The following is a 21,606-nucleotide window of genomic DNA, read 5'->3' on the forward strand; positions in this document are numbered from 1 at the left end:
CATCGAATAGTCTGGCCGCATGGGCGGCTTCCTGAGTTGGTGGGACGGTGTGGAGCTGTGGCTCTCCGGACTGCCGTTCGTCGCTCAAACCGCGGTGGTGATGCCGGTCGTTCTGGCCCTGGCCTACGGGGTCGCCGTGGTGCTCGACGGAGCACTGGGGAACGGGATACGGGTCTTGCGCCGGGTCAAGCACGACGACGAGGACGTGGACCAGCGATGAGAGGTGGCATGCCTAGGTCACGGGTGACGTTGGTGTTGGTCATCCTCATGGTGCTGGTCGTCGTCATGTGGTGGCTGACGCGCTAGCGGGCAAACGCGAGCGGAGAACCTGGGAAGGCTCTGTTATTGTTCGCGCCATGCGTACGGCATCCGGCAACAAGAGTGGTCATATCCTGGCCCTCATTGCCGTGGGTTTCACCGCCGTTGCTGATGTCTGTTGTTGTCGCTGACTCCACACCCGTCCCGCGGTCTGGTGTCGGTAGCGGCTGAACAGTGCCGACATACTGATGCATAACCTTGCTGTCGTGACGGGATCACCACGTAACTCCCGCAACGAAAGGTCATCATGGTCAACATTCGCAAGACGTGGCGCACCGCCGCGGTCGTGGCAGCCACCGCGATGGTGCTCAGCGCGTGCGGCGGAGGAGCCAGCGACGTCCCCGGAGGCGAAGAGGCGACCGGCGGCGATGGGACGACGCTGACTGTGGTCGCTTACGCGGTCCCAGAGCCGGGCTGGAGCAAAATCGTTCCTGCTTTTGCGGCCACCCAGGAGGGTACGGACACCGCCGTGACCGTGTCCTACGGCGCCTCGGGTGACCAGTCACGCGCCGTAGCCGACGGTAAGCCTGCGGACCTGGTGAATTTCTCTGTCGAGCCCGACGTCGAACGCCTCGTCAGGGCCGGGAAGGTCGCCGAGGACTGGAACGCCGACGCCACCCAGGGCATCCCGTTCGGTTCGGTCGTCTCGCTCGTCGTGCGCAAGGGCAACCCGAGGAACATCAAGGACTGGGACGACCTGCTGCAGCCGGGGCTCGAGGTCGTCAGCCCGAGCCCGATGAGTTCGGGGTCTGCCAAGTGGAATCTGCTGGCGCCGTACGCCGCCAAGAGCAACGGCGGCCAGGATCAGCAGGCGGGGCTCGACTTCGTCAACAAGTTGGTCACCGAGCACATCCGGACGAGGCCTTCGTCGGGTCGGGAGGCTACCGATCTGTTCCTGCAGGGCACTGGTGATGTGCTACTGAGCTACGAGAACGAGGCGATCAACATCGAGCGCCAGGGTAAGCCGGTCGAACACGTCAACCCGCCGCAGACCTTCAAGATCGAGAACCCGGTCGCGGTGGTCACCTCCAGCGCGCATCAGGAGCAGGCCAACGCGCTGAAGAACTTCCTCTACACCCCTGAGGGCCAGAAGATCTGGGCCCAGGCCGGCTTCCGGCCGGTCGACCCCGCGGTCGCCGAGGAGTTCTCGACCGACTTCCCGACTCCGGAGAAGCTGTGGACGATCGCGGATCTGGGCGGCTGGAGTGAGGTCGATCCCGCGTTGTTCGACAAGGACAATGGGTCGATCACCAAGATCTACAAGCAGGCGACGGGATGACAGCTGCCCTTGACGACGAGGCGACCCGGCCGAAATCCACCGGAAACGGTGGAGCCGGGCCGCCTCGCGGCATCTTCACGAAGCGCTACGGCAGCACGCGGCTGCGCGTCGGTGTCGCGACGACATGGCTGTCGGTCATTGTGCTGCTGCCGCTCGCCGCGATCGTGTGGCAGTCCGCAGGCGGCGGCTGGACCGCGTTCTGGCAGGCGATCACCTCCAACGGCGCGCTCGAGTCGTTCCGTGTCACGTTGACGGTGTCGGTGGCGGTTTCGGTGGTCAACCTGTTCTTCGGGTTGATCGTCGCGTGGGTGCTGACACGCGACGACTTCCCCGGAAAGCGCTACGTCGACGCGATCATCGACCTGCCGTTCGCGCTGCCGACCATCGTCGCCAGCCTCGTGATGCTGGCCCTGTACGGCCCCAACAGTCCGGTTGGCATCTCGCTCCAGCAGACCATCTGGGGCATCGGCATCGCGCTGGCGTTCGTCACGTTGCCGTTCGTCGTTCGTTCGGTGCAACCGGTGCTTCTGGAACTGGACCGGGAGGTCGAGGAGGCGGCGGCGTCGTTGGGTGCCGACAACTTCACCATCTTCCGGCTGGTGATCCTGCCCGCGTTGTTGCCGTCGCTGTTGTCCGGAGCGGGCCTGGCGTTCTCCCGCGCGATCGGCGAGTACGGTTCCGTGGTGCTCATCGGCGGTGCGGTTCCGGGTGAGACAGAGGTTTCTTCCCAGTACATCCGCCAGCTCATCGAGTTCGACGACCGCACCGGTGCCGCAGCGGTATCCATTGTGCTGCTCGTCATCTCGTTCGTCGTCCTCTTCATTCTGCGCACCATCGGATCGCGGGCGGCGAAGCGGGAGGAGCTGGCCGCATGATCCTGTCCCGCACCACGCGGTACCTGCTCCGATTCCTGGCGCTCGGGTACGTCGTGGTCCTGCTTGTCGTGCCGGTAGGACTGATCCTGTGGCGGACGTTCGAGCCGGGAGTCGGCGCCTTCTTCGAGTCGATCACCACCCCGGCGGCTATTTCCGCACTGCAGTTGTCTTTGATCGTGGTCGCGATCGTGGTGCCGCTCAACGTCGTCTTCGGGGTGCCGACCGCGCTGGTGTTGGCGCGCAACAAGTTCCGCGGCAAGAGCGTGCTGCAGGCGGTCATCGATCTGCCGTTTGCGGTGTCACCCGTGGTGGTCGGCGTTGCGCTCATCCTGCTGTGGGGATCGACCGGTGTGTTCGGCTTTCTCGAGAACGACTTCGGCATCAAGATCATTTTCGGTTTCGCCGGGATCGTGCTCGCCAGCATTTTCGTGACGATCCCGTATGTCATCCGTGAGGTCGAACCGGTGCTGCACGAGTTGGGTACCGACCAGGAGGAAGCCGCGTCGACGCTGGGTTCCAGTGGGTGGCAGACGTTCTGGCGGATCACCCTGCCGTCGATCAAGTGGGGTCTGATGTACGGCGTCGTGCTGACCGTCGCACGCACGCTCGGGGAATACGGCGCGGTGGTCATGGTGTCGTCGAACCTGCCCGGCATTTCGCAGACGCTGACCCTGCTGGTATCCGATCGCCATGCCCGCGGCGCGGAGTACGGGGCGTACGCCATCTCGACACTGCTCATGGCGGTGGCCATCGTCGTGCTGATCGCCCAGGTGATCCTCGACGCCCGCCGCGAGAAGACAAGCAAATAGGCCCGAGGAGACGTTGACATGACTAACGCGATCACCGTGCGGGGCGCCAATAAGCGCTACGGCGACTTCGCAGCGCTGGACAACGTCGACTTCGAGGTGCCGTCGGGCTCGCTGACCGCGTTGCTCGGCCCCAGCGGCTCGGGCAAATCGACACTGCTGCGTGCCATCGCCGGCCTGGATCTGCCCGACACCGGCACGATCATCATCAATGGCCGCGACGTGACGGCGGTTCCTCCGCAACGGCGAGGTATCGGCTTCGTGTTCCAGCACTATGCCGCCTTCAAGCACCTCACAGTGCGGGACAATGTCGCGTTCGGGTTGAAGATCAGGAAGCGGTCGAAGGCCGAGATCAAAGAGAAGGTGGACAATCTTCTCGAGGTCGTTGGGCTCGCCGGATTCCAGACTCGCTATCCGAACCAGCTTTCCGGTGGGCAGCGCCAGCGCATGGCGTTGGCGCGCGCGCTGGCCGTCGACCCGCAGGTATTGCTGCTCGACGAGCCGTTCGGCGCGCTGGATGCCAAGGTGCGCGAAGACCTGCGCGCATGGCTGCGCCGCCTGCACGACGAGGTGCACGTCACGACTGTGCTGGTCACTCACGACCAATCCGAGGCACTGGACGTCGCCGACCGGATCGCGGTGCTGAACAAGGGCCGCATTGAGCAAGTCGGTTCTCCCACCACGGTTTACGACGAACCTGCCAATGCGTTTGTGATGTCGTTCCTCGGTGCGGTGTCATCGCTGAACGGCAGCCTGGTGCGACCGCACGACATTCGGGTGGGGCGTAACCCCGAGATGGCCATCGCGTCGAGCGATGACTCCATTCAGGCGACAGGCGTGGTCCGGGCCATCATTGACCGAATTGTCATGCTCGGCTTCGAAGTTCGCGTGGAACTGACCAGTGCTGCGGACAAAACACCGTTCACCGCGCAGATCACCCGCGGCGACGCCGAGGCGCTCGGCCTCAAGGAGGGTGACACCGTCTACGTCCGCGCCACCCGCATCCCGTCGATCCCCGGTGGCACGGACGTGCCTAATCCCGACGCCGCCGACGATGACGAGACACTGACCTCGGCCTAGTCGAGCCGCGCCGGAACCCGGATTGGGCCGTCGGACCCTTAGTGGACATCGACCTGCTCGGGCGCATAATCTAGCGTGGTTATGCGCTTAAGCACGGCATGGACGACCGTGTTCCCGGGGCGCGGCGAAAGGTTTGACGAACAGTGACTACGACCATTCCGGTGTTCAACCCCTCGACAGAAGAGCAGATCTTCGAGGTCGTCGACTCAGACCAGGCAATAGTCGACGCGGCCGTCGCCAGGGCGCGGGAGACCTTCGATTCCGGGGTGTGGCGCAAGCTGCCCGCCGCGCGTCGCGCGGAGGTGCTTTTCCGCGCTGCCGAGATCATCAGGGAACGTACCGACGAGCTCGCCCTGCTCGAGGGCCGTGACAACGGCATGAACAAGGTGGCGGGTGAGCAGATCATCAAGGTGTCGATGGAGATGCTGCTGTACTACGCCGGCTGGGTCGGCAAGATCCACGGCGAGTCCAGCAGCGTCGTATCCGATGGCCTGCTCGGCCACTACGAGAGCTTTCACAACTTCACCCAGCTCGAACCGGTCGGGGTGTGTGGCCTCATCATCCCCTGGAACGGGCCGTTCTTCGTCGCGATGCTCAAGGTCGCGCCCGCGCTGGCGGCCGGCTGCTCCTGTGTGCTCAAGCCCGCCGAGGAGACGCCGCTCACCGCATTGAAGCTGGAGGAGATCTTCCGCGAGGCGGGCCTGCCTGACGGCGTGCTCAACGTCATCACCGGTTACGGCGAGACCACCGGTGCGGCGCTCACCGCGCATCCGGACGTCGACAAGATCTCGTTCACCGGGTCGACAGAGGTCGGCAGGCTGATCGTCAAGGCGGCCGCCGGCAACCTCAAGCGCCTCACGCTCGAGCTGGGCGGAAAGTCGCCCCTGATCATGTTCGAGGACGCCAATCTCGACAAGGCGATCATGAACGCGAGCCTTGGTCTGCTCGCCGGATCGGGGCAGAACTGTTCCTGCACCTCGCGCATCTACGTTCAGCGCGGCATCTACGACCAGGTGGTCGAGGGAATCGCCGGGTTCGCCAAGATGCTGCCGATGGGAGGCAGCGAGGACCCCGATTCGGTACTCGGACCGCTGATCAGCGACAAACAGCGCCAGCGTGTCGAAGGCATTGTGCAAGAGGGTGTTTCGAAGGGTGCCGAGATCATCACCGGCGGCAAGTACCTGGACCGCAAGGGCTACTTCTACGAGGCGACGGTCATCACCAACACCACGCCCGATATGCGGCTCATCCGCGAGGAGATCTTCGGGCCGGTCGGCTGCGTCATCCCCTTCGACGAGGAGGAGGAGGTTCTGGCTGCCGCCAACGACACGGAGTACGGGCTGGCCGGCGCCATCTGGACGGAGAACCTCGGGCGTGCCCACCGAGTCGCGAACGAGCTTCACGCAGGACAGGTCTGGGTCAACTGCGCCCTGGGCGCGGATCCGGCGATGCCGATCTGCGGGCACAAACAATCGGGCTGGGGTGGCGAGCGCGGTCGCAAGGGCATCGAGGAGTACTTCAACACCAAGGCGGTCTACATCAGCCTCTGATCAGGTCGAGGCGCGCACGATCAGCCGGGTGATGTCGGCCGCCTGCGGTGGCGGTGGCGAGGGATAGTCGAGTTCGGCGAGCAGCGCCGCGATGGCGACATCGGCGACCGCGCTCGGATTGAACTCGACCGTCGTCAGTGGTGGCGAGCTCAGTGCTCCGATGGGGGCGGCGTCGACCCCGATCACCGCCAAATCGGCGGGGCACCTCAAACCCGCCTCCCGCACGCCGAAAAGGATCAGGCACGCCACCTCGTCGCTCTGTGCGCACACCGCGGTGACGCCCTCGCGTACCCACGTGGTGACGACATCCTCGACGTTCTCATGGGTGACGTCGGCGACACGAACGGGAGGCAATTGTCTCGCGGTGGCCGCCGACAGGACCCCGCCCAGCCAGTAGTCACCCAGGGCCCGCCACCTTTTCGCGCCGGCGCGCGCGAAGGCGATTTCGCGATGGCCACGCGAGACCAGATGATCAATTCGTATCTCGCCCACGGACTCTGGCGGATTGCCCAGTGCGGGCAGCGTCCCGATCTCGATATGCGGGATGTTGGCCGACTTCATTGCCTGCACGACTCGGTCGGGCAGCGGGAACAGGCTCGTGACGGCAACGGGATCGATGTTCTCGATCGCGTCGACGATGTTGCGGTCGTCTTCGGTTTCGAAGATCTGGATCTGCAGCAGCCCTGCGCGTGCCAGATCGGCCGTCATCCGGCTGCCCGCCTGCAGGGGCATGTCGCCGACGGCGATACGGGGAACCACGTAGAGCACCGCCCCGCTCTTACCCCGCGCCAGATTGCGGGCGGCCAGGTTCGGCCGGTAACCCAGTTGCTGGGCGGCGCGGATCACGGCGTCGCGGGTCCGCTCGGAAATGCGGTGCCCTTCGACGTCGTTCAGGACGTAACTCACCGTGGCCGTCGACACGTTCGCCAGACGCGCGACGTCAGCGGTGGTGGGCCTGGGCAGTCGCGTTTCGCCGGCTGCTGCGCCCCGGGGACCGGCCATGCCACATCGTGGCATGTTCGGTGCCGGGGTACGCACATTGTCCGCGGCGTGGTCACCGCCGCATCGGTATCAGAGCTGTGCCCAGACCGACTTCGTCTTCAAGTAGGCGTCGATACCTTCCTGGCCGAACTCGTGTCCCCAACCGGACTGCCGGTACCCGCCGAACGGCACCGCGTGGTCGAATACCAACTGGCAGTTGATCGTTACGGTTCCGGCCTGCAACCGCTTGCCGAGCCGATGCGCGCGGCTGAGGTTGTTGGTCCACGCGGTGGCCGCCAGGCCGTACGTCGTGTCGTTGGCCATCGCGACGGCCTCGTCGTCGTCGTCGAACGGCAGGACCGTGACCACGGGCCCGAAGATCTCCTCCTGATACAGCCGCATGTCACGGTTGACGTTGGTCAGGACGGTCGGGTGCACGAAGTAGCCCTTGCGGTCGAGCCGGTGGCCGCCCGTGACGACCTCGGCACCCTCGGACTTGCCCTCGTCGATGTAACCCATGACCCTGGTCAGCTGCTTCTGACTGATCAGCGGGCCGCTCATGCATCCCTCCTCGTCAGGTCCGCCGAGCTTGACGAAGTTGGCCATGTTGGAGATGCCTTCGAGCACCTGGTCGTAGACGCCGCGCTGGACGAATACGCGTGAGCCGCATACACAGCCCTGACCGGAGTGCACGAAGATTCCCATCGACGCCATGAAGATGGCCTTCTCCAGGTCCGCGTCGTCGTAGATCAGCACCGGCGACTTGCCACCGAGTTCGAGCATGACCTTCTTGAGGTTGCCCGCCGATGCCCGCACGATTTCCTTGCCGATCTCGGTCGAGCCGGTGAAGGCGACCTTCTCGACGTCAGGATGCGCCGTGATCGCCGCACCCGCGGTGTGGCCGTAGCCGGTCAGCAGGTTGACGACGCCCTCGGGCACGCCCGCCTCGTGGATCAACCGGTTGAGCAGGATCGCCGACAGCGGCGTCTCCTCTGCGGGCTTGACCACCATGCTGCAGCCTGCGGCCAGCGCGGGCGCGAGCTTTGCGCATGCGTTGAAGATCGGGCCGTTCCACGGAAAGATCAGGCCCACAACGCCATACGGCTCCTTGAGCGTGTAGGTGTGCATGTCGACCCACGTGTCGGTGGCAATCCCCGCGGTCTTCACGTCGTAGGCGTTGCCGCTGATCTTGGAACACCAGCCGGCGTAGTAGCGGAAGAACTCGGCGCAGTTGGGCAGACCCAGCGTCGCCTGCATCAGCGGCATACCGGTGTTGAGCGAATCCAGGTGCGCGATCTCGTCGGCGTGCTCGTCGATGAGATCGGCGAGCTTCCACATGATCTTGGCCCGCGCGCGTCCGGGCAGCTCCGACCACACGCCCGACTCGAAGGAGGCCTTCGCTCGCGCGACGGCCTCATCGACGGCCTCCGCGCCGCAGTCGGTGAACTCGACGATCTGCTCTTCGGTCACCGGGTTGATGACCGAGATCTTCTCTCCAGTGCCCGGCCGTGCGGTGAGTTCGTCCAGAACCGTCTGCAGTGTCACCGTCGATGTCATCGTTGACCTTTCTCGTCGCCCACGGGGAGCGCGTCGCCCACCATGCTGAGCAACTGCTTAGCACGGTGGCGACGCGAGGGTCAAGGCGGGCGCGAGTGGAGGCGATACCCGATTACCGTCAGGCGGCGGCGGAGACGACGCTCATCGCGTCGAAACGGTCGAGCACCGTGGCGGCGACCAGGTTGTGTGAGCCCAACGGCTCGGCCATCGGAATGCCGTGAGCTGCCGCATAGGACGCCACGCGGTCCGTGATGATGCCGTGCGCCAGGAACCATGGGGCGATCACAAGCTTGCGGGCGCCGTCGGCCCGCAGCCGCTCCACCGCGTCGGCGACGTTCGGCCATGGTCCGGTCGCGAACGCGACTTCGGCACCGGCCCAACGGGTTCCAATGCCGAGCGCACACGCCACGTCCCCGGTTCGCGCGTTGGCCGCCTCGTTCGACGATCCGACGGCCGCGACCACAACACCGAGGCCCTCCTCGTCCGGCGACACCCCGGCCTCGGACAGCCGCTGCCGCAACACGGAGAGCAGGGCGGGATCTTCCCCGAGCACCTCGGCCTGGTCGACCCGCGCACCTGACTGCTCGATCATCTCCGGGATGTCGACCCGCGCGTGATACGCGTCGGCCAGCAGGAACGGCACCACGACGCCGTCGCGAAGGCCGGTCAGCACGTCACGCAGGTTCGGGTCGGTCTTCTCCAGGAACGCGGCACGAACGTCGAGCCAGGGCCGCAGCCGCCGGATGCGGCCCGCGACGGCATGCGTCACCGCGGCCGACCGCGGGTCGACGCTGCCGTGTGCCGCCAGGACGAGCGTCGGGCGGCTGGCGGGAGCCGGAACCGTCACGACGCGTGCAGTCCGCATTCCGTCTTCGTCTGGCCCGCCCAGCGACCGCTGCGCGGATCGGCGCCCTCGACGGGCTTCGCGGTGCACGGTGCGCAGCCGATCGACGGATAGCCCTCGAAAACCAGGGGATTGACGAGCACATCGTTGGCGTCGATGTACGCCTGCATGTGCTCGTCGGACCACGCCGCGATCGGGTTGATCTTCACTAATCCGAAAGCCTTGTCCCAGCTGATGAGTGGCGCGTTCGCACGCGTCGGCGCCTCGACGCGGCGGATGCCGGTCACCCATGCCGAGTATCCGCGCAACGCCTTGGACAGCGGCTCGACCTTGCGCATCCGGCAGCACTCGCTGGGCTCGCGGGCGAACAGATCCTTGCCGAACAACTCGTCCTGCTTGGCGACACTGTTCTCCGGCGTGACGTTGACGACGTTGATGTCGTAGACCGCCTCGACCGCGTCACGGGTGCCGATGGTCTCGACGAAGTGGTAACCGGTATCGAGGAACAGCACGTCGACGCCCGGTCGTACCTTCGCGGCCATATCGACGAGGACGGCGTCCTGCATGTTCGACGCGACGACGTAGTTGCCGCCGAAGTTCTCGTCGGTCCAGCGCAGCAGTTCGTCGGCGTTCGCACCCTCGAGTTCCGCCGCGCCGCGTTCTGCCAACGCGATTAGGTCAACCTCTGAAATGACGTCAGTCATCTGTGTCCTTCCACTTCGCGTAAGCGTTCATCGCAGATCCGCCTCGTCTGCTCGTACGGCCCACGTAGCGAAACGCTCGCCGGCCTCGCGATGTTTCACGAAGTTGCGAACGACTCGTTCGATGTAGTCAGCGAGCTCGGTCGAGAGCACCTTGTGCTGACGCAACTTGCGGCCGAACCCGCTGTCCAGACCCAGGCTTCCCCCGAGGTGGACCTGAAAACCCTCGACCGGAGGATCTCCGGCTCCGTCCTCACTGACCATCTGGCCCTTGAACCCGATGTCGGCCACCTGGATGCGCGCGCATGAGTTCGGGCAGCCGTTGATGTTGACGGTGATCGGCACGTCGAGCTGGGCGTTGATGTCCTCGAGCCGCTTTTCCAGCTCCGGAACCAGCACCTGCGAACGGCTGCGGGTCTCGGCGAAGCTCAGCTTGCAGAACTCGATGCCCGTGCAGGCCATGAGGTTGCGCCGCCAGTGTGACGGCTGCGCGGGTAGGCCCAGCGCATCCAGCTGTTCGACGAGCTTGGCCACCTTTTCACTGGGAACATCGAGGATGATCAGCTTCTGATACGGCGTGAACCGGATCCGGTCGCTGCCCGCGGCCTCGGCCAGGTCGGCCACCTTGGTCAGGATGGTGCCCGAAACGCGGCCCGCGATCGGTGCGACGCCGACGGCGTTCAAGCCGTTCTTCAGTTTCTGCACGCCGACGTGGTCGATCGGGCGGGTGACGGGGATCGGGGCGGGCCCGTCGAGAAGGGGGCGCTTCAAGTATTCCTGTTCGAGAACTTTCCGGAATTTTTCTACGCCCCAGTCCTTGATCAGGAACTTCAACCGGGCCTTGGACCGCAGCCGTCGGTATCCGTAGTCGCGGAAGACGCTGACCACGCCCTCCCACACGTCGGGCACCTCGTCGAGCGGCACCCAGGCACCGACCCGCTGGCCCAGCATCGGGTTGGTGGACAGACCGCCGCCCACCCACAGATCGAATCCCGGACCGTGTTCGGGATGCTCGACGCCGATGAACGCCACGTCGTTGACCTCGTGCACTACGTCCTGCAGACCCGAGATCGCAGTCTTGAACTTGCGCGGCAGGTTCGAGTACTCGGGCTTGTTGATGTAGCGCTCGACGATCTCGTGAATCGCCGGAGTTCCGTCGATCACCTCGTCGAGCGACTCGCCGGCCAGCGGCGAGCCGAGGACGACGCGGGGGCAGTCGCCACACGCCTCGGTGGTCTGGAGTCCGACCTCGTCGAGCCGCCGCCAGATCTCGGGCATGTTCTCGACCTCGATCCAGTGGTACTGGATGTTCTGCCGGTCGGAGATGTCGGCGGTGTCGCGCGCGAACTCGGTGGAGATGCCGCCCAGTGTGCGCAGCGCGGCCGCGGTCAGGGCACCGCCGTCGCTGCGGACGCGCAGCATGAAGTACTCGTCCTCGAGCATGTCGGTGTTCTCGTCACCGGTCCAGGTGCCGTCATAGCCCGGCTTGCGCTGGGTGTACAGACCCCACCACCGGAAACGGCCACGCAGGTCGCCCTTGTCGATCGACTCGAAGCCGTTCTTGGCGTAGATGTTCTCGATACGCGCCCGAACGTTGAGCGGGTTGTCGTCCTTCTTGGACTGTTCGTTCGGGTTGAGCGGCTCGCGGTATCCGAGCGCCCACTGACCCTCGCCACGTGGGCGCTTGACAGGCTTGGACTTTGATTCGGCTGTTGTCATGTGGTTTGGCTCCTTTGTGGAGCCGGACCGCGCGTCTCACCGGTGGGCTGACCGGCGGCGCAGATCCGGCGGCCAGCTGCAAGTACAGGTGGGCAGGTCAGCGCGTCAGGGCAGACAACAACAGGTACAGACGCGCTTGAAGTCGACGTGACGCCGCACCACCAGCGATACGCGGTGGGGGAAGATGCGGCCGGACTTCACGTTGCCAATTGTGCCACGGGCACCGACAAATGCCCTAACCGGGCCAGATTTGCGCTCACCGTGAGCAAAAGGCGTTATCTGGGAAACTGGCTGCATGACAGTCCCGACGGCAGGCGTGCGCGAGCTGCCCGATCTCGCGCTGACGCCGGGCCGTCCGTTCGGCGTCTACGTCCATGTTCCGTTCTGTGCCGCGCGTTGCGGCTACTGCGACTTCAACACCTATACCCCTGCAGAGCTGGGCGGAACGAATCCCGACAGCTGGCTGGCGGCGCTGCGCGCGGAGCTGGCACTGGCCGCCGATCGGCTTGGCTCCACTCCCGTCGTCGAGACCGTCTTCGTCGGTGGCGGCACCCCCTCGCTGCTCGGTGGCCCCGGTCTGGCGTCGGTGCTGGACGCCATCCGCGCGCATTTCACGCTCGCAAATGAGGCCGAAATCACGACGGAGGCGAACCCCGAGTCGACCTCCCCCCAGCTGTTCGAGCACCTGCGGGCGGCCGGCTTCACCCGGGTGTCGCTGGGTATGCAGTCGGTGGCACCGCACGTGCTGGCGGTGCTGGATCGGGTGCACTCGCCGGGGCGGGCTCTGGAAGCGGCGTGCGACGCGCGCGCGGCGGGTTTCGAGCACGTCAACCTTGACCTGATCTACGGCACGCCGGGGGAGACCGACGACGACCTACTGCGCTCCGTCGACGCCGCCGTCGAGGCGAAGGTCGACCACGTGTCCGCCTACGCGCTGGTGGTCGAGGACGGTACGGCGCTGGCCCGCCGGGTTCGCCGCGGCGAGGTTCGTCCACCCGACAACGACGAGCTCGCGCATCGATACGAGTTGATAGACGCGCGGTTGTCGGAGGCGGGTCTGGGTTGGTACGAGGTTTCGAACTGGTGCTTGCCCGGCGGCGAGTGCCGGCACAACGTCGGCTACTGGAACGGTGGCGAATGGTGGGGCGCCGGACCCGGTGCGCACGGTTACGTCGGCACCACCCGGTGGTGGAACGTCAAGCATCCCAACCCTTATGCGCAGCTGCTCGCCGAGGGGACGTTGCCCGTGGCAGATTTCGAGCGGCTCGACGCGGGCGCGCTGCACACCGAGGACGTCATGCTGCGGGTGCGGTTGCGCGCCGGCCTGCCGATGGCGGCCTTGAATGAGGCCGAACGGCATCGGGCCCAGACCGTGATCGAGGACGGGCTGCTGATCCGCGACGGCGACCATTTGATCCTCACCGACCCGGGTCGCCTGTTGGCCGACGCGGTGGTCCGCACTCTGCTTGACTGACGATTGAACGATTTTGCGATGGTGATCCGTTGTGTTGGGCGACGACGGAAAGCGAGGAATGCGCCGGTGCATCGCATATGACCGATCCTGATCAGGGCGAGCTGCTGCGGGCGATCCACGACGCCCACAGCAGGGATCTGCAGCGCTATGTACTGCGTCTGACGCGGGGCGACATGCCGTTCGCGGAGGACGTGGTGCAGGAGTCACTGCTGCGGCTGTGGCGAAAGCCCGAGATTCTCGAACAGTCCAGCGAATCGGCGCGGGCGTGGCTGTTCACCGTCGCGCGCAATCTCGTCATCGACGACCGTCGCAGCGCGCGCTTCACGCGGGAACTGCAGAGCGACAACCTCCCCGAGCGGCCGTCGCTGGATGCGATCGGACCCGCGGTCGACAAGTGGGTCCTGGCCGACGCACTGAAGTCGTTGTCCAGCGATCATCGCAACGCCATCGTGCGCGCGTATTACCTCGGCCAGACCGTGGCCGATATCGCCCAGCAGGAACAGGTTCCCGAGGGCACGGTCAAATCCAGACTTCACTACGCGCTACGTGCGTTACGAATTGCGTTGCAGGAAAGGGGGGTTGGCCGTGACTGAGAACAAGCCCGACGACGATCTCGCGGAATGGGATGCCGCCTACGTGCTCGGCGCGCTGAACCCGAACGATCAGCGGACCTACGAGAACTATCTCGCCACGAACCCCGAGCGAAACGCCGAGTTCGGCGAACTGGCCGGGATGCCCGACATTCTCGACGTGCTCAGCCCCGAAGAGGCCCTGGCATTGACCGACCTCGCGGGCAGTCCGCCGGCCGGGGATCGCCCGGACAACGTGGCGTCGTTTTCCGCCGCCTCGGCGAAGCGGCAGCGGCGGTCCGGGCGGGCCATCGCGGTGGTGGTGGCGGCAGCTGCGGCGTTGGCGATCGTCGGCGGCGTAGTGGGGGCGACGGTCTTTCCACGCACGACGTCGGTGCAGACGGTGGCGATGTCACCGATGCAGCCTGGGTCGCGTCCCGGTCTCACCGCCCAACTCGCCGTCACGGAGAAGAAGTGGGGGACCGAGCTCAACTGGGCCTGCGAGTACACCAAGGATTGGTCGCGCGACGTCGACAGCTACGACATCGTCGTCACGACGAAGAGCGGCGGGCAGATGGTCGTGGGTTCGTGGCGCCCCGCCGGAGACGAAGCCGCCGGATTGTCGGCCGCGACGAGCATTCCGACATCGGAGATCGCCAAGGTCGACATCCGGGTGACCGGCACCGATGAACCGCTGGCTGTCACCATTCTTTGAGCGTTCACCGACGTCGGCGGAAACGTGATCGGCGCCACGCTCATGATCACGGTGTAGGCCCTGCGTAGGGACCAATTTCGGTGCCTCATGTGCCAGGATAGCCACCATGATGCGGGGTTTGTTAGGCAAGGCTACCCAGACTTTCAAGCACTCAGGGCTTCGTTGACGTGGCAACTACCCCTGAGCCGGTCGCGATCATCGGCATCGGCTGCCGGCTGGCGGGCAGCATCAACGACCCGGCGCAGTTCTGGACGTTCCTAATCGAAGGCCGAAGCGACGTACGAGAGGTGCCGGAGGAGCGCTGGGAACCGTATCTGCGCCGGGATCCGCGCAACGCGGCGGTGCTGAAGGAAACCACGCGGTGGGGCACCTTCCTCGACGACCTGGCCGGGTTCGACGCCGAGTTCTTCGGGGTGTCACCGCGCGAGGCGGAACTGATGGATCCCCAGCAGCGGCTGGCGCTCGAAGTGAGCTGGGAAGCGCTCGAACACGCGGGTGTGCCGCCGCGCACGTTGGCGGGTACCGACACCGCCGTGCTCATGGGCGTCAACTCCGACGACTACGGCAAGCTGATCATGGAGGACCTGCCGGGCATCGAGGCATGGACCGGGATCGGCACATCCCTGTGTGGCATCGCAAACCGGGTGTCACACCTGCTCGATCTGCGCGGGCCGAGCGTCGCGCTGGATGCCGCGTGCGCCGCATCGCTGGTGGCCGTGCACCAGGCCTGCCAGATGCTTCGCTCCGGTGAGACGTCGCTGGCGCTGGCCGGCGGTGTCAGCGCGCTGATCGGCCCAGGGCTGACGCGGGTGCTCGACGAGGCGGGGGCGACGGCCCCGGATGGGCGCTGCAAGACCTTCGACGCCAGTGCCGACGGTTACGGGCGTGGCGAGGGCGCGGCCGTGGTCGTGCTCAAACGGCTGACCGACGCGGTGCGCGACGGTGATCGGATCTTGGCCCTGGTGCGTGGCGGCGCGATCGCGCAGGACGGTCGGACGGTGGGCATCATGTCGCCCAACGGCGACGCTCAGGCCGACATGTTCGCGCGGGCGTGCAAGTCGGCCGGTGTACCACCCGCGAGCGTCGACTTCGTCGAGGCGCACGGAACCGGAACGCCGACAGGCGATCCCACCGAGGTGCGGGCGTTGGCATCCGTCTACGGAGTCGATCGCCGGGCGGACGCGCCGTGCCGAATCGGATCGGTGAAGCCGAACGTCGGCCACCTGGAAGGTGGTGCGGGCGTGGTCGGCCTCGTCAAGGCGGCGCTGGCCCTGTACCACGAAGCGATCCCGCCGACCGCCGGGGTGAAAACGCTTACCCCCGCCGTTGATTGGGCCAACAGCGGCCTGCGGGTGCCGACCGTCGTCGAACCGTGGGAGCGCACCGGCGACGCACCGCGCCGCGCCGCAGTGTGCAGCTACGGCTACGGCGGCACGATCGCTCACATACTGCTCGAGGAAGCCCCCCTTCCCGAGACACCTCCTGCCGCCGAGGTCTCAGCAACGCCGACGGTCGTCCCGATATCGGCGCGCTCAACGGCGCGGGTGCGCACCCAGGCCCGGGCGCTGGCTGACCATTTGCGCGCCGGCGACAAGGGACTCGATCGCGTCGCGGCGACGGCGTGGGCGCGCCGCTCGCACGAATCGGCAAGGGCCGCGGTGGTGGCGGAGGACATCGACGGTCTGGTGGCCGGACTGGACGCGCTCGCCAACGACGAACCCGATCCATTGGTAGTGACCGGCAACGCTCTCGCGACCGAAGATGCCGTGTGGGTGTTCTCCGGCCACGGATCGCACTGGGCCGGTATGGGACAACAACTGCTCGAACGTGCGCCCGCGTTCAGCGCGATCATCGACGCGATCGATCCGGTGTTCCGCGAAGAGCTGGGGTTCTGTGCGCGCGATGCGCTGCGCACCGGCGAACTCGGCGGTACGGACCGCGTGCAGGCGTTGACGTTTGCGATGCAGGTGGGCCTCGCCGCGGTGCTGCGCGAGCGGGGAGTGACGCCCGCCGCCGTGATCGGGCACTCGGTGGGTGAGGTCGCCGCGTGTGTGACTGCAGGCGTGTTCGACCTGACGGTGGGCGCGGCGGTGGCGTGTTACCGGGCGCGGGGATTCCAGTCGGTGATGGGCAACGGCGCCATGGCACTGGTGCGCCTGCCCTTCGCCGAAGCCGAACGCAGACTCGAGGGACAACGCGGTGTGGTTGCGGCGATCAGTGCTTCACCCGCATCGACCGTCGTGTCCGGCACCATCAGCGCCGTCGAGCAGATCTGCCAGATCTGGACCGACGAAGGCGTGATGATCCGCCGCGTCAACACCGACGTGGCGTTCCACAGTCCGGCGATGGATGCGCTGACCGCCGAACTCGGCCGACTCACCGCAGAGCTGCCGCCACCGCGTCCCGCCGAAATCCCCCTGTACACAACGGCACTGACCGATCCGCGGTCGACAGCACCTCGCGACCAGCACTACTGGGTGAGAAACCTTCGTGATCGCGTGCGCTTCGCGGAAGCGGTGACCGCAGCGGCCGAGGACGGCCATCGGCTGTTCCTGGAGGTGTCCGCCCACCCCGTCGTCTCGCATTCGATCGTGGAGACGTTGACGCATGCGGGCATCGACGAGCATGAAGTCGTTCCGGTGCTCCGCCGCGAACGTCCGGAAATCCAATCGGTGGCCACTGCGGTGGGCACCCTGTACTGCAACGGCGCCCCCGTACGCCACGGCATCGGTGCCCGCACGCCATGGGCGGACTCGCTGCCTGTCACGCAGTGGCAGCACCGCCGCTTCTGGCGCACGCCGACGCCGCCGCCCGGCGGTCGTGGTGTGCATGACGTCGACAGCCACACCCTGCTGGGTGGGCGGATGGATGTGACAGGCGCCGTCGCATCCACCATGTGGCAGACCCGCCTGGATGTGGACAACCGGCCGTATCCGGGAAACCATCCCGTGCAGAATACGGAAATCGTTCCTGCCGCGGTCATTCTGAACACCTTCCTAGCCGCGGTCGCCAACCTGAACACGCGCTCTGACCGGTCGGGTACCGATCTCGTGGACGTCCGCCTGCGCACACCCGTGGCGCCGAGCCGCGCCCGCGATGTGCAGGTGGTCCTGCAGGACCGCGGGCTGACACTGTCGACACGGATGGTGGACGACGACGACCCGGCCGACGACGGCGGGTGGCTCACCCACAGCAGCGCGGTCGCCGCCGCCGACGACGACATCGAGGATCTGCTCGGACAGGTGCTCGACGAGTCCGCCGCGCGGCAGCGGTGTGTCGAGATCCTTGCGCCGAATCACATCGTGGACACCCTGGCGACGCTGGGGGTGGCGGCGATGGGATTCGATTGGGAGATCCTCGATTTGCGCCGCGGAGCCGCTCCGGCGGCGACATCGGGCGGCGGAGCCGCTCCGGCGGCGACATCGGGTGGCGGAGCCGCTCCGGCGGCGACATCGGGTGGCGGTGACGACGAGCTGATTGCGCGGGTCGCCGCCCACGGCAATCGGACCGCGCCTGCGACGTGGGCATCGCTGCTCGATGCCGCGACATCCGCGGCCTCCACGATTTTCGACGGACCACCACGGCTGCGGATGCCTGCCCGGATAGAGCGTGTGCAGGTGTACGGCCGTCCGCCGGCGGTCGCGGTGCTGCAGGTTCGACGCCGGCCCAGCACCACCACGACCGATGTGCTGATCGCCGACGAGTCGGGCACTGTGCACGCATCGCTCACCGGGATGTCGTTCGAGGAACTCGAAAGCCCTGCCGGAAGCGATCTTTCGCGGATGCTTCACCACGTCACGTGGCATTCGGTCCCGTGGGGCCAAGGCGAACGGCCGTCCGCGGTGTTCGTCGTCGGCGGTGACGCTGACACCCGGCACTTCGTGACCCGCGATCTCTCCGCCGCTGACGTGCCGCATGTGACATATGCCGAACCGGGCGAGATCGCCGAGGCCGCCCGCGAATTGGACCGCGACGCGGTGGTATTGGTCCTGCCCCGCGCGCACGACACCCCGCAGAAGTCGGTCCAGATCGTCATGCACACGTTGCGGCACCTACTCGATCGCGGGGCGAAGGCCCGCGTGTGGGTGCTCACCCAGGGTGTGCACGAGGGCGGCAATGTCGTCCACGCCCCGCTGTGGGGGCTTGCCCGCGTCGCGGCCGCCGAGCATCCCGAGATCTTCGGCGGTGTCCTCGACGTGGGGGATGCGAACCTACCGGTCGGCGCTCTCGCGTCGCTTCGCGGTCATCCCGTCGTCGTGATCCGCGACGGCGACACCAAGGTTGCGCGACTGGCTTGCGCGGGCCGGGGGACCGGGACACCCATGCAGTCTTCGCCGGGTGGCACCTACCTGATCACCGGCGGCACGGGCGTTCTCGGCCTGAGGATGGCGCAGCGACTCGCCGACATCGGCGCTCGGCGCATCGTTCTGCTGTCTCGCTCAGGCATGTTGGACCGTGCCGAGTGGCGGGACGCGGCGGAATCCGAGCTGATTCGCACAGTGGCCGCGCTCGAGGAGCGGGGGGTGTCGGTCCACGTCATGCCGCTCGACATCGGCGCGCCCGACGCCGTCGAGGCGCTGCGCGTCGCGCTGCGGCATCTGCCACCCGTGCGGGGTGTCATCCATGCCGCTGGCGTGGAAGCCGGTGCGCTGCTTGTCAACACGAGTACCGCAGATTTCGAGATGGCCATGCGCCCCAAGGTGGACGGGACCTTGACATTGCACGAGGTCTTCCCGCCGGAGCAGTTGGATTGGATGATCCTGTTCTCGTCTTGCGGTTACCTCGCGGGCTTCCCCGGACAGGGTGCCTACGCGTGCGCGAACTCGTTCCTCGATGTCATGGCCCGTCATCGCCGTCGTCTCGGCGACCGCACCGTGAGCATCGCCTGGACCGCATGGCGAGGCTTGGGTATGGGCTCGACGTCCGGCTTCGTCGCCGCTCAGCTGGACGCGCTCGGCATGGGCTCCATCGGTGCCGACGAGGCGGTCCGTGCGCTCGATCTGGCGATGCGCGATGATCAGCCGAATATCGTTGTGCTCCCGGTTCTCCCGGGAGCCACCGCCGTCCCGATGCTCGCCGATGTGGCGCCCGTCGAGGACGATGAGTCGGCCCCGGCGGATTCGGCGGCGGGCAGTTTTGTGGGAGACGACGGCGAACCCGACCCGAAGCGCGTCATCGAGTGCGTCGTCGGCGCTGTGTCGGCCCAGCTGGGTCTCTCGGAAAACGACGTGGACACCGGGTTGCCTCTGGTGGAGATCGGTGTCGACTCGATCATGACCGTCGGACTGTTGCGTCAGCTGGAGAAGCAAACCGGGCTGCCGCTGCCGCCGACGCTGCTGTGGGAATACCCCACCGCGGCCGCCGTGTCAGAGCGAATCACCGAGCTGCTCGCATCACCGGAGGCTGCGCAGGAGTCCTGCGAAGTCCCGGTGTCCTGATCGCCGAGAGGGTCAGGACGACGCGAGCTGCGCCACGACCTTCTTCTTGTCGACCTTGCCCACCGCGGTCTTGGGCAGCGTCGGCATCGGCGCGAGCACGTCGGGTCGTGAGTGTGCGGAAACGCCCCGTTCGTCGAGGAACTGGTTCAGCTCGGCGAGCGTGATCGCGCGTCCACTGAAGACGACTGCAGCGCAAATCTTTTCGCCAAGGTAGTCGTCGGGTAGGGCAACCGCGGCCGCGGCGTCGATCGCCGGATGTGCAAACAGGTGCTCCTCCAGGTCGGAAGCTGACACTGTTTCACCGCCGCGGTGAATGACATCCTTGATGCGTCCGGTGACTTCCACGTAGCCCGCCCTCGGGCCGTCGGCGAAGACGCGCACCCGATCCCCGGAGCGGTAGAAACCGTCCGGGCTGAACGACCGTGCGTTGGCCTCCTCAGCGCGGTAATAGCCGTTGAGCGTGTAAGGGCCGCGCACCAGCAGCTCGCCCTCCTCGCCTGGGGCGACTTCGCGGCCCGCCTCGTCGACGACTCGCATCTCGTCCAAGGGGGACATCGGTTTTCCCTGGGTGTTGACAACGACGTCGACGGGATCGCCGATGCGGGTGAAGTTGAGCATTCCTTCTGCCATGCCGAAGATCTGGGACAGTCCGGGGGTCAACCCGTCGAGGATGTAACGCGCTTCGTCGGGTGTCATCCGTGACCCCCCGACCTGGACCACGCGCAGCGATGTCGGCAGCACAGGCTCCCATTCACACGCCTGCGTCCACACCTTGGCGAGCGCGTTGACGAGTCCGGTGACGGTGATCTTGTGTCGGTCGATCACCGCGAACGCCGACTCGGGGCTGGGATCGGCGGTGAACACCGTCGTGGCGCCGACGGTCATCGAGCCCAGCAGGCCGGGGCAGCCCAGCGGAAAGTTGTGCCCCGCGGGCAGCGCGACGAGATACACGTCCTCGCCGGTCATCTCGTACGCCTGCGCGCACGCGGTCGCGTTGTAGACATAGTCGTCGTGCGTGCGGGCGATCAGCTTCGGCAGGCCGGTCGTGCCGCCCGACACCAGCAGCAGGGCGGGAGTACCCGGGTCGACCGGCGCCTGATCGCGGATCGGACCGCCGAAATCGGCCAGCTCCGACCACGATTGGAAGGGACCGGGGTCACCATCGACGAACACGTGTTCCAGCCGGGAATTCTCGCTCACCAGGGCCTGGGCCAGTTCCCGGTAGTCGAAACCAGCGACCCGGTCGGCGACGACGAGACCGACCGCACCGCTCACGTCGGCGAAATGGCTGAGTTCCGCATAGCGGTGACCCGGCAGACACATCACCGGGACGGCGCCCGCCCGCAACAGCCCGAACAACGCGACGGCGAATTCAGCCGAATTGGGCAGCTGCAGCATCACTCGGTCACCGGGGGTGATACCGCGATCCGCCAATGCCGACGCGATCCGATTGGCGCGCGCGTCCAGTTCGGCGAAGGTATAGGTGGCGTCCGAATCGATCACCGCGGCTCGGTCCGGCCAGTGGGCCGCGGCATCGCTGAGAATCGAATCGAGCCGGCGGCCGGTCCAGAACCCGGCGCGGCGATACTCGTCGGCGCGGTCGGCGGGAAATGGAACGAAACCGGTGGTGAGATCGCTGTGCTGAGGGTCGAGACCGGTGCTCATTGTGGGTGGGACCCCTCCGGTAGGTGTGTTCGGCA

18 protein-coding genes are annotated in these 21,606 nt (G+C 66.5%); 11 read left to right on the forward strand and 7 right to left on the reverse strand.

The features are described from left to right. Window positions 1-19 precede the first annotated feature (19 nt). From BST47_RS09430 to BST47_RS09455, 7 genes are all read left to right on the forward strand, one after another. A complete protein-coding gene (locus BST47_RS09430) occupies window positions 20-220 on the forward strand; it encodes a hypothetical protein (RefSeq protein ID WP_083125268.1) in 201 nt (66 codons plus the stop codon). A gap of 136 nt (window positions 221-356) precedes the next feature. Beyond that, window positions 357-449, forward strand: coding sequence for an Ms4533A family Cys-rich leader peptide (locus BST47_RS31600; protein WP_416366905.1), 93 nt, complete (start codon window positions 357-359; stop codon window positions 447-449). Between the two features lie 116 nt (window positions 450-565). Beyond that, window positions 566-1,597, forward strand: coding sequence for a sulfate ABC transporter substrate-binding protein (locus tag BST47_RS09435; protein ID WP_083125269.1), 1,032 nt, complete (start codon window positions 566-568; stop codon window positions 1,595-1,597). Beyond that, a complete protein-coding gene (gene cysT, locus BST47_RS09440; protein WP_083125270.1) occupies window positions 1,594-2,472 on the forward strand; it encodes a sulfate ABC transporter permease subunit CysT in 879 nt (292 codons plus the stop codon). Before BST47_RS09435 ends, cysT begins: the two co-directional genes overlap by 4 nt. Continuing rightward, on the forward strand, window positions 2,469-3,281 hold the full coding sequence (gene cysW / locus BST47_RS09445; protein ID WP_083125271.1) for a sulfate ABC transporter permease subunit CysW: 813 nt from the start codon (window positions 2,469-2,471) through the stop codon (window positions 3,279-3,281). The genes cysT and cysW overlap by 4 nt, the downstream gene beginning before the upstream one ends. A gap of 18 nt (window positions 3,282-3,299) precedes the next feature. Beyond that, complete coding sequence (locus tag BST47_RS09450; protein ID WP_083125272.1) at window positions 3,300-4,358, forward strand: sulfate/molybdate ABC transporter ATP-binding protein; 1,059 nt, start codon at window positions 3,300-3,302, stop codon at window positions 4,356-4,358. A gap of 143 nt (window positions 4,359-4,501) precedes the next feature. Beyond that, window positions 4,502-5,908 (forward strand): aldehyde dehydrogenase family protein, encoded by a 1,407-nt coding sequence (locus BST47_RS09455; RefSeq protein WP_083125273.1) that lies wholly within the window; start codon window positions 4,502-4,504, stop codon window positions 5,906-5,908. Here BST47_RS09455 and BST47_RS09460 read toward each other — a convergent pair whose 3' ends face one another. The 6 genes from BST47_RS09460 to BST47_RS31605 all read right to left on the reverse strand — a co-directional run bounded on the left by BST47_RS09460 (window position 5,909) and on the right by BST47_RS31605 (window position 12,007). Then, a complete protein-coding gene (locus BST47_RS09460) occupies window positions 5,909-6,910 on the reverse strand; it encodes a LacI family DNA-binding transcriptional regulator (protein WP_083125274.1) in 1,002 nt (333 codons plus the stop codon). 69 nt (window positions 6,911-6,979) lie between these two features. Further along, on the reverse strand, window positions 6,980-8,434 hold the full coding sequence (locus tag BST47_RS09465) for an aldehyde dehydrogenase family protein (protein WP_083125522.1): 1,455 nt from the start codon (window positions 8,432-8,434) through the stop codon (window positions 6,980-6,982). Window positions 8,435-8,564: 130 nt separating this feature from the next. Next, the gene (locus tag BST47_RS09470) at window positions 8,565-9,311 is read right to left on the reverse strand and encodes a sirohydrochlorin chelatase (protein WP_083125275.1); all 747 of its coding nucleotides are present in this window, start codon (window positions 9,309-9,311) and stop codon (window positions 8,565-8,567) included. Then, on the reverse strand, window positions 9,290-9,994 hold the full coding sequence (locus tag BST47_RS09475) for a phosphoadenylyl-sulfate reductase (protein WP_083125276.1): 705 nt from the start codon (window positions 9,992-9,994) through the stop codon (window positions 9,290-9,292). The genes BST47_RS09470 and BST47_RS09475 overlap by 22 nt, the downstream gene beginning before the upstream one ends. Window positions 9,995-10,021: 27 nt before the next feature. Further along, the gene (locus tag BST47_RS09480) at window positions 10,022-11,710 is read right to left on the reverse strand and encodes a nitrite/sulfite reductase (protein WP_083125277.1); all 1,689 of its coding nucleotides are present in this window, start codon (window positions 11,708-11,710) and stop codon (window positions 10,022-10,024) included. A 105-nt stretch (window positions 11,711-11,815) separates the two neighbouring features. Beyond that, window positions 11,816-12,007: an Ms4527A family Cys-rich leader peptide gene (locus BST47_RS31605; protein WP_420094025.1), complete on the reverse strand. Its 192-nt coding sequence runs from the start codon at window positions 12,005-12,007 to the stop codon at window positions 11,816-11,818. Here BST47_RS31605 and hemW point away from each other — a divergent pair. The 4 genes from hemW (at window position 12,006) to BST47_RS09500 (ending at window position 19,906) form a co-directional block, all read left to right on the forward strand. Next, window positions 12,006-13,184: a radical SAM family heme chaperone HemW gene (gene hemW, locus BST47_RS09485; protein ID WP_083125278.1), complete on the forward strand. Its 1,179-nt coding sequence runs from the start codon at window positions 12,006-12,008 to the stop codon at window positions 13,182-13,184. The two genes, BST47_RS31605 and hemW, sit on opposite strands and share 2 nt — an antisense overlap. 77 nt (window positions 13,185-13,261) lie before the next feature. Then, window positions 13,262-13,777 carry a sigma-70 family RNA polymerase sigma factor gene (locus BST47_RS09490; protein ID WP_083125279.1) on the forward strand — a complete coding sequence of 172 codons (516 nt, stop codon included), beginning with the start codon at window positions 13,262-13,264 and terminating at the stop codon, window positions 13,775-13,777. Continuing rightward, window positions 13,770-14,468 carry an anti-sigma factor gene (locus BST47_RS09495; protein ID WP_083125280.1) on the forward strand — a complete coding sequence of 233 codons (699 nt, stop codon included), beginning with the start codon at window positions 13,770-13,772 and terminating at the stop codon, window positions 14,466-14,468. The genes BST47_RS09490 and BST47_RS09495 overlap by 8 nt, the downstream gene beginning before the upstream one ends. A gap of 167 nt (window positions 14,469-14,635) precedes the next feature. Next, on the forward strand, window positions 14,636-19,906 hold the full coding sequence (locus BST47_RS09500; protein ID WP_083125281.1) for a type I polyketide synthase: 5,271 nt from the start codon (window positions 14,636-14,638) through the stop codon (window positions 19,904-19,906). 12 nt (window positions 19,907-19,918) lie between these two features. Here BST47_RS09500 and BST47_RS09505 read toward each other — a convergent pair whose 3' ends face one another. Further along, window positions 19,919-21,571: a (2,3-dihydroxybenzoyl)adenylate synthase gene (locus BST47_RS09505; RefSeq protein ID WP_083125282.1), complete on the reverse strand. Its 1,653-nt coding sequence runs from the start codon at window positions 21,569-21,571 to the stop codon at window positions 19,919-19,921. Window positions 21,572-21,606: the final 35 nt, after the last annotated feature.

It is taken from the genome of Mycolicibacterium tusciae (assembly GCF_002086795.1).
Lineage (GTDB): Bacteria > Actinomycetota > Actinomycetes > Mycobacteriales > Mycobacteriaceae > Mycobacterium > Mycobacterium tusciae.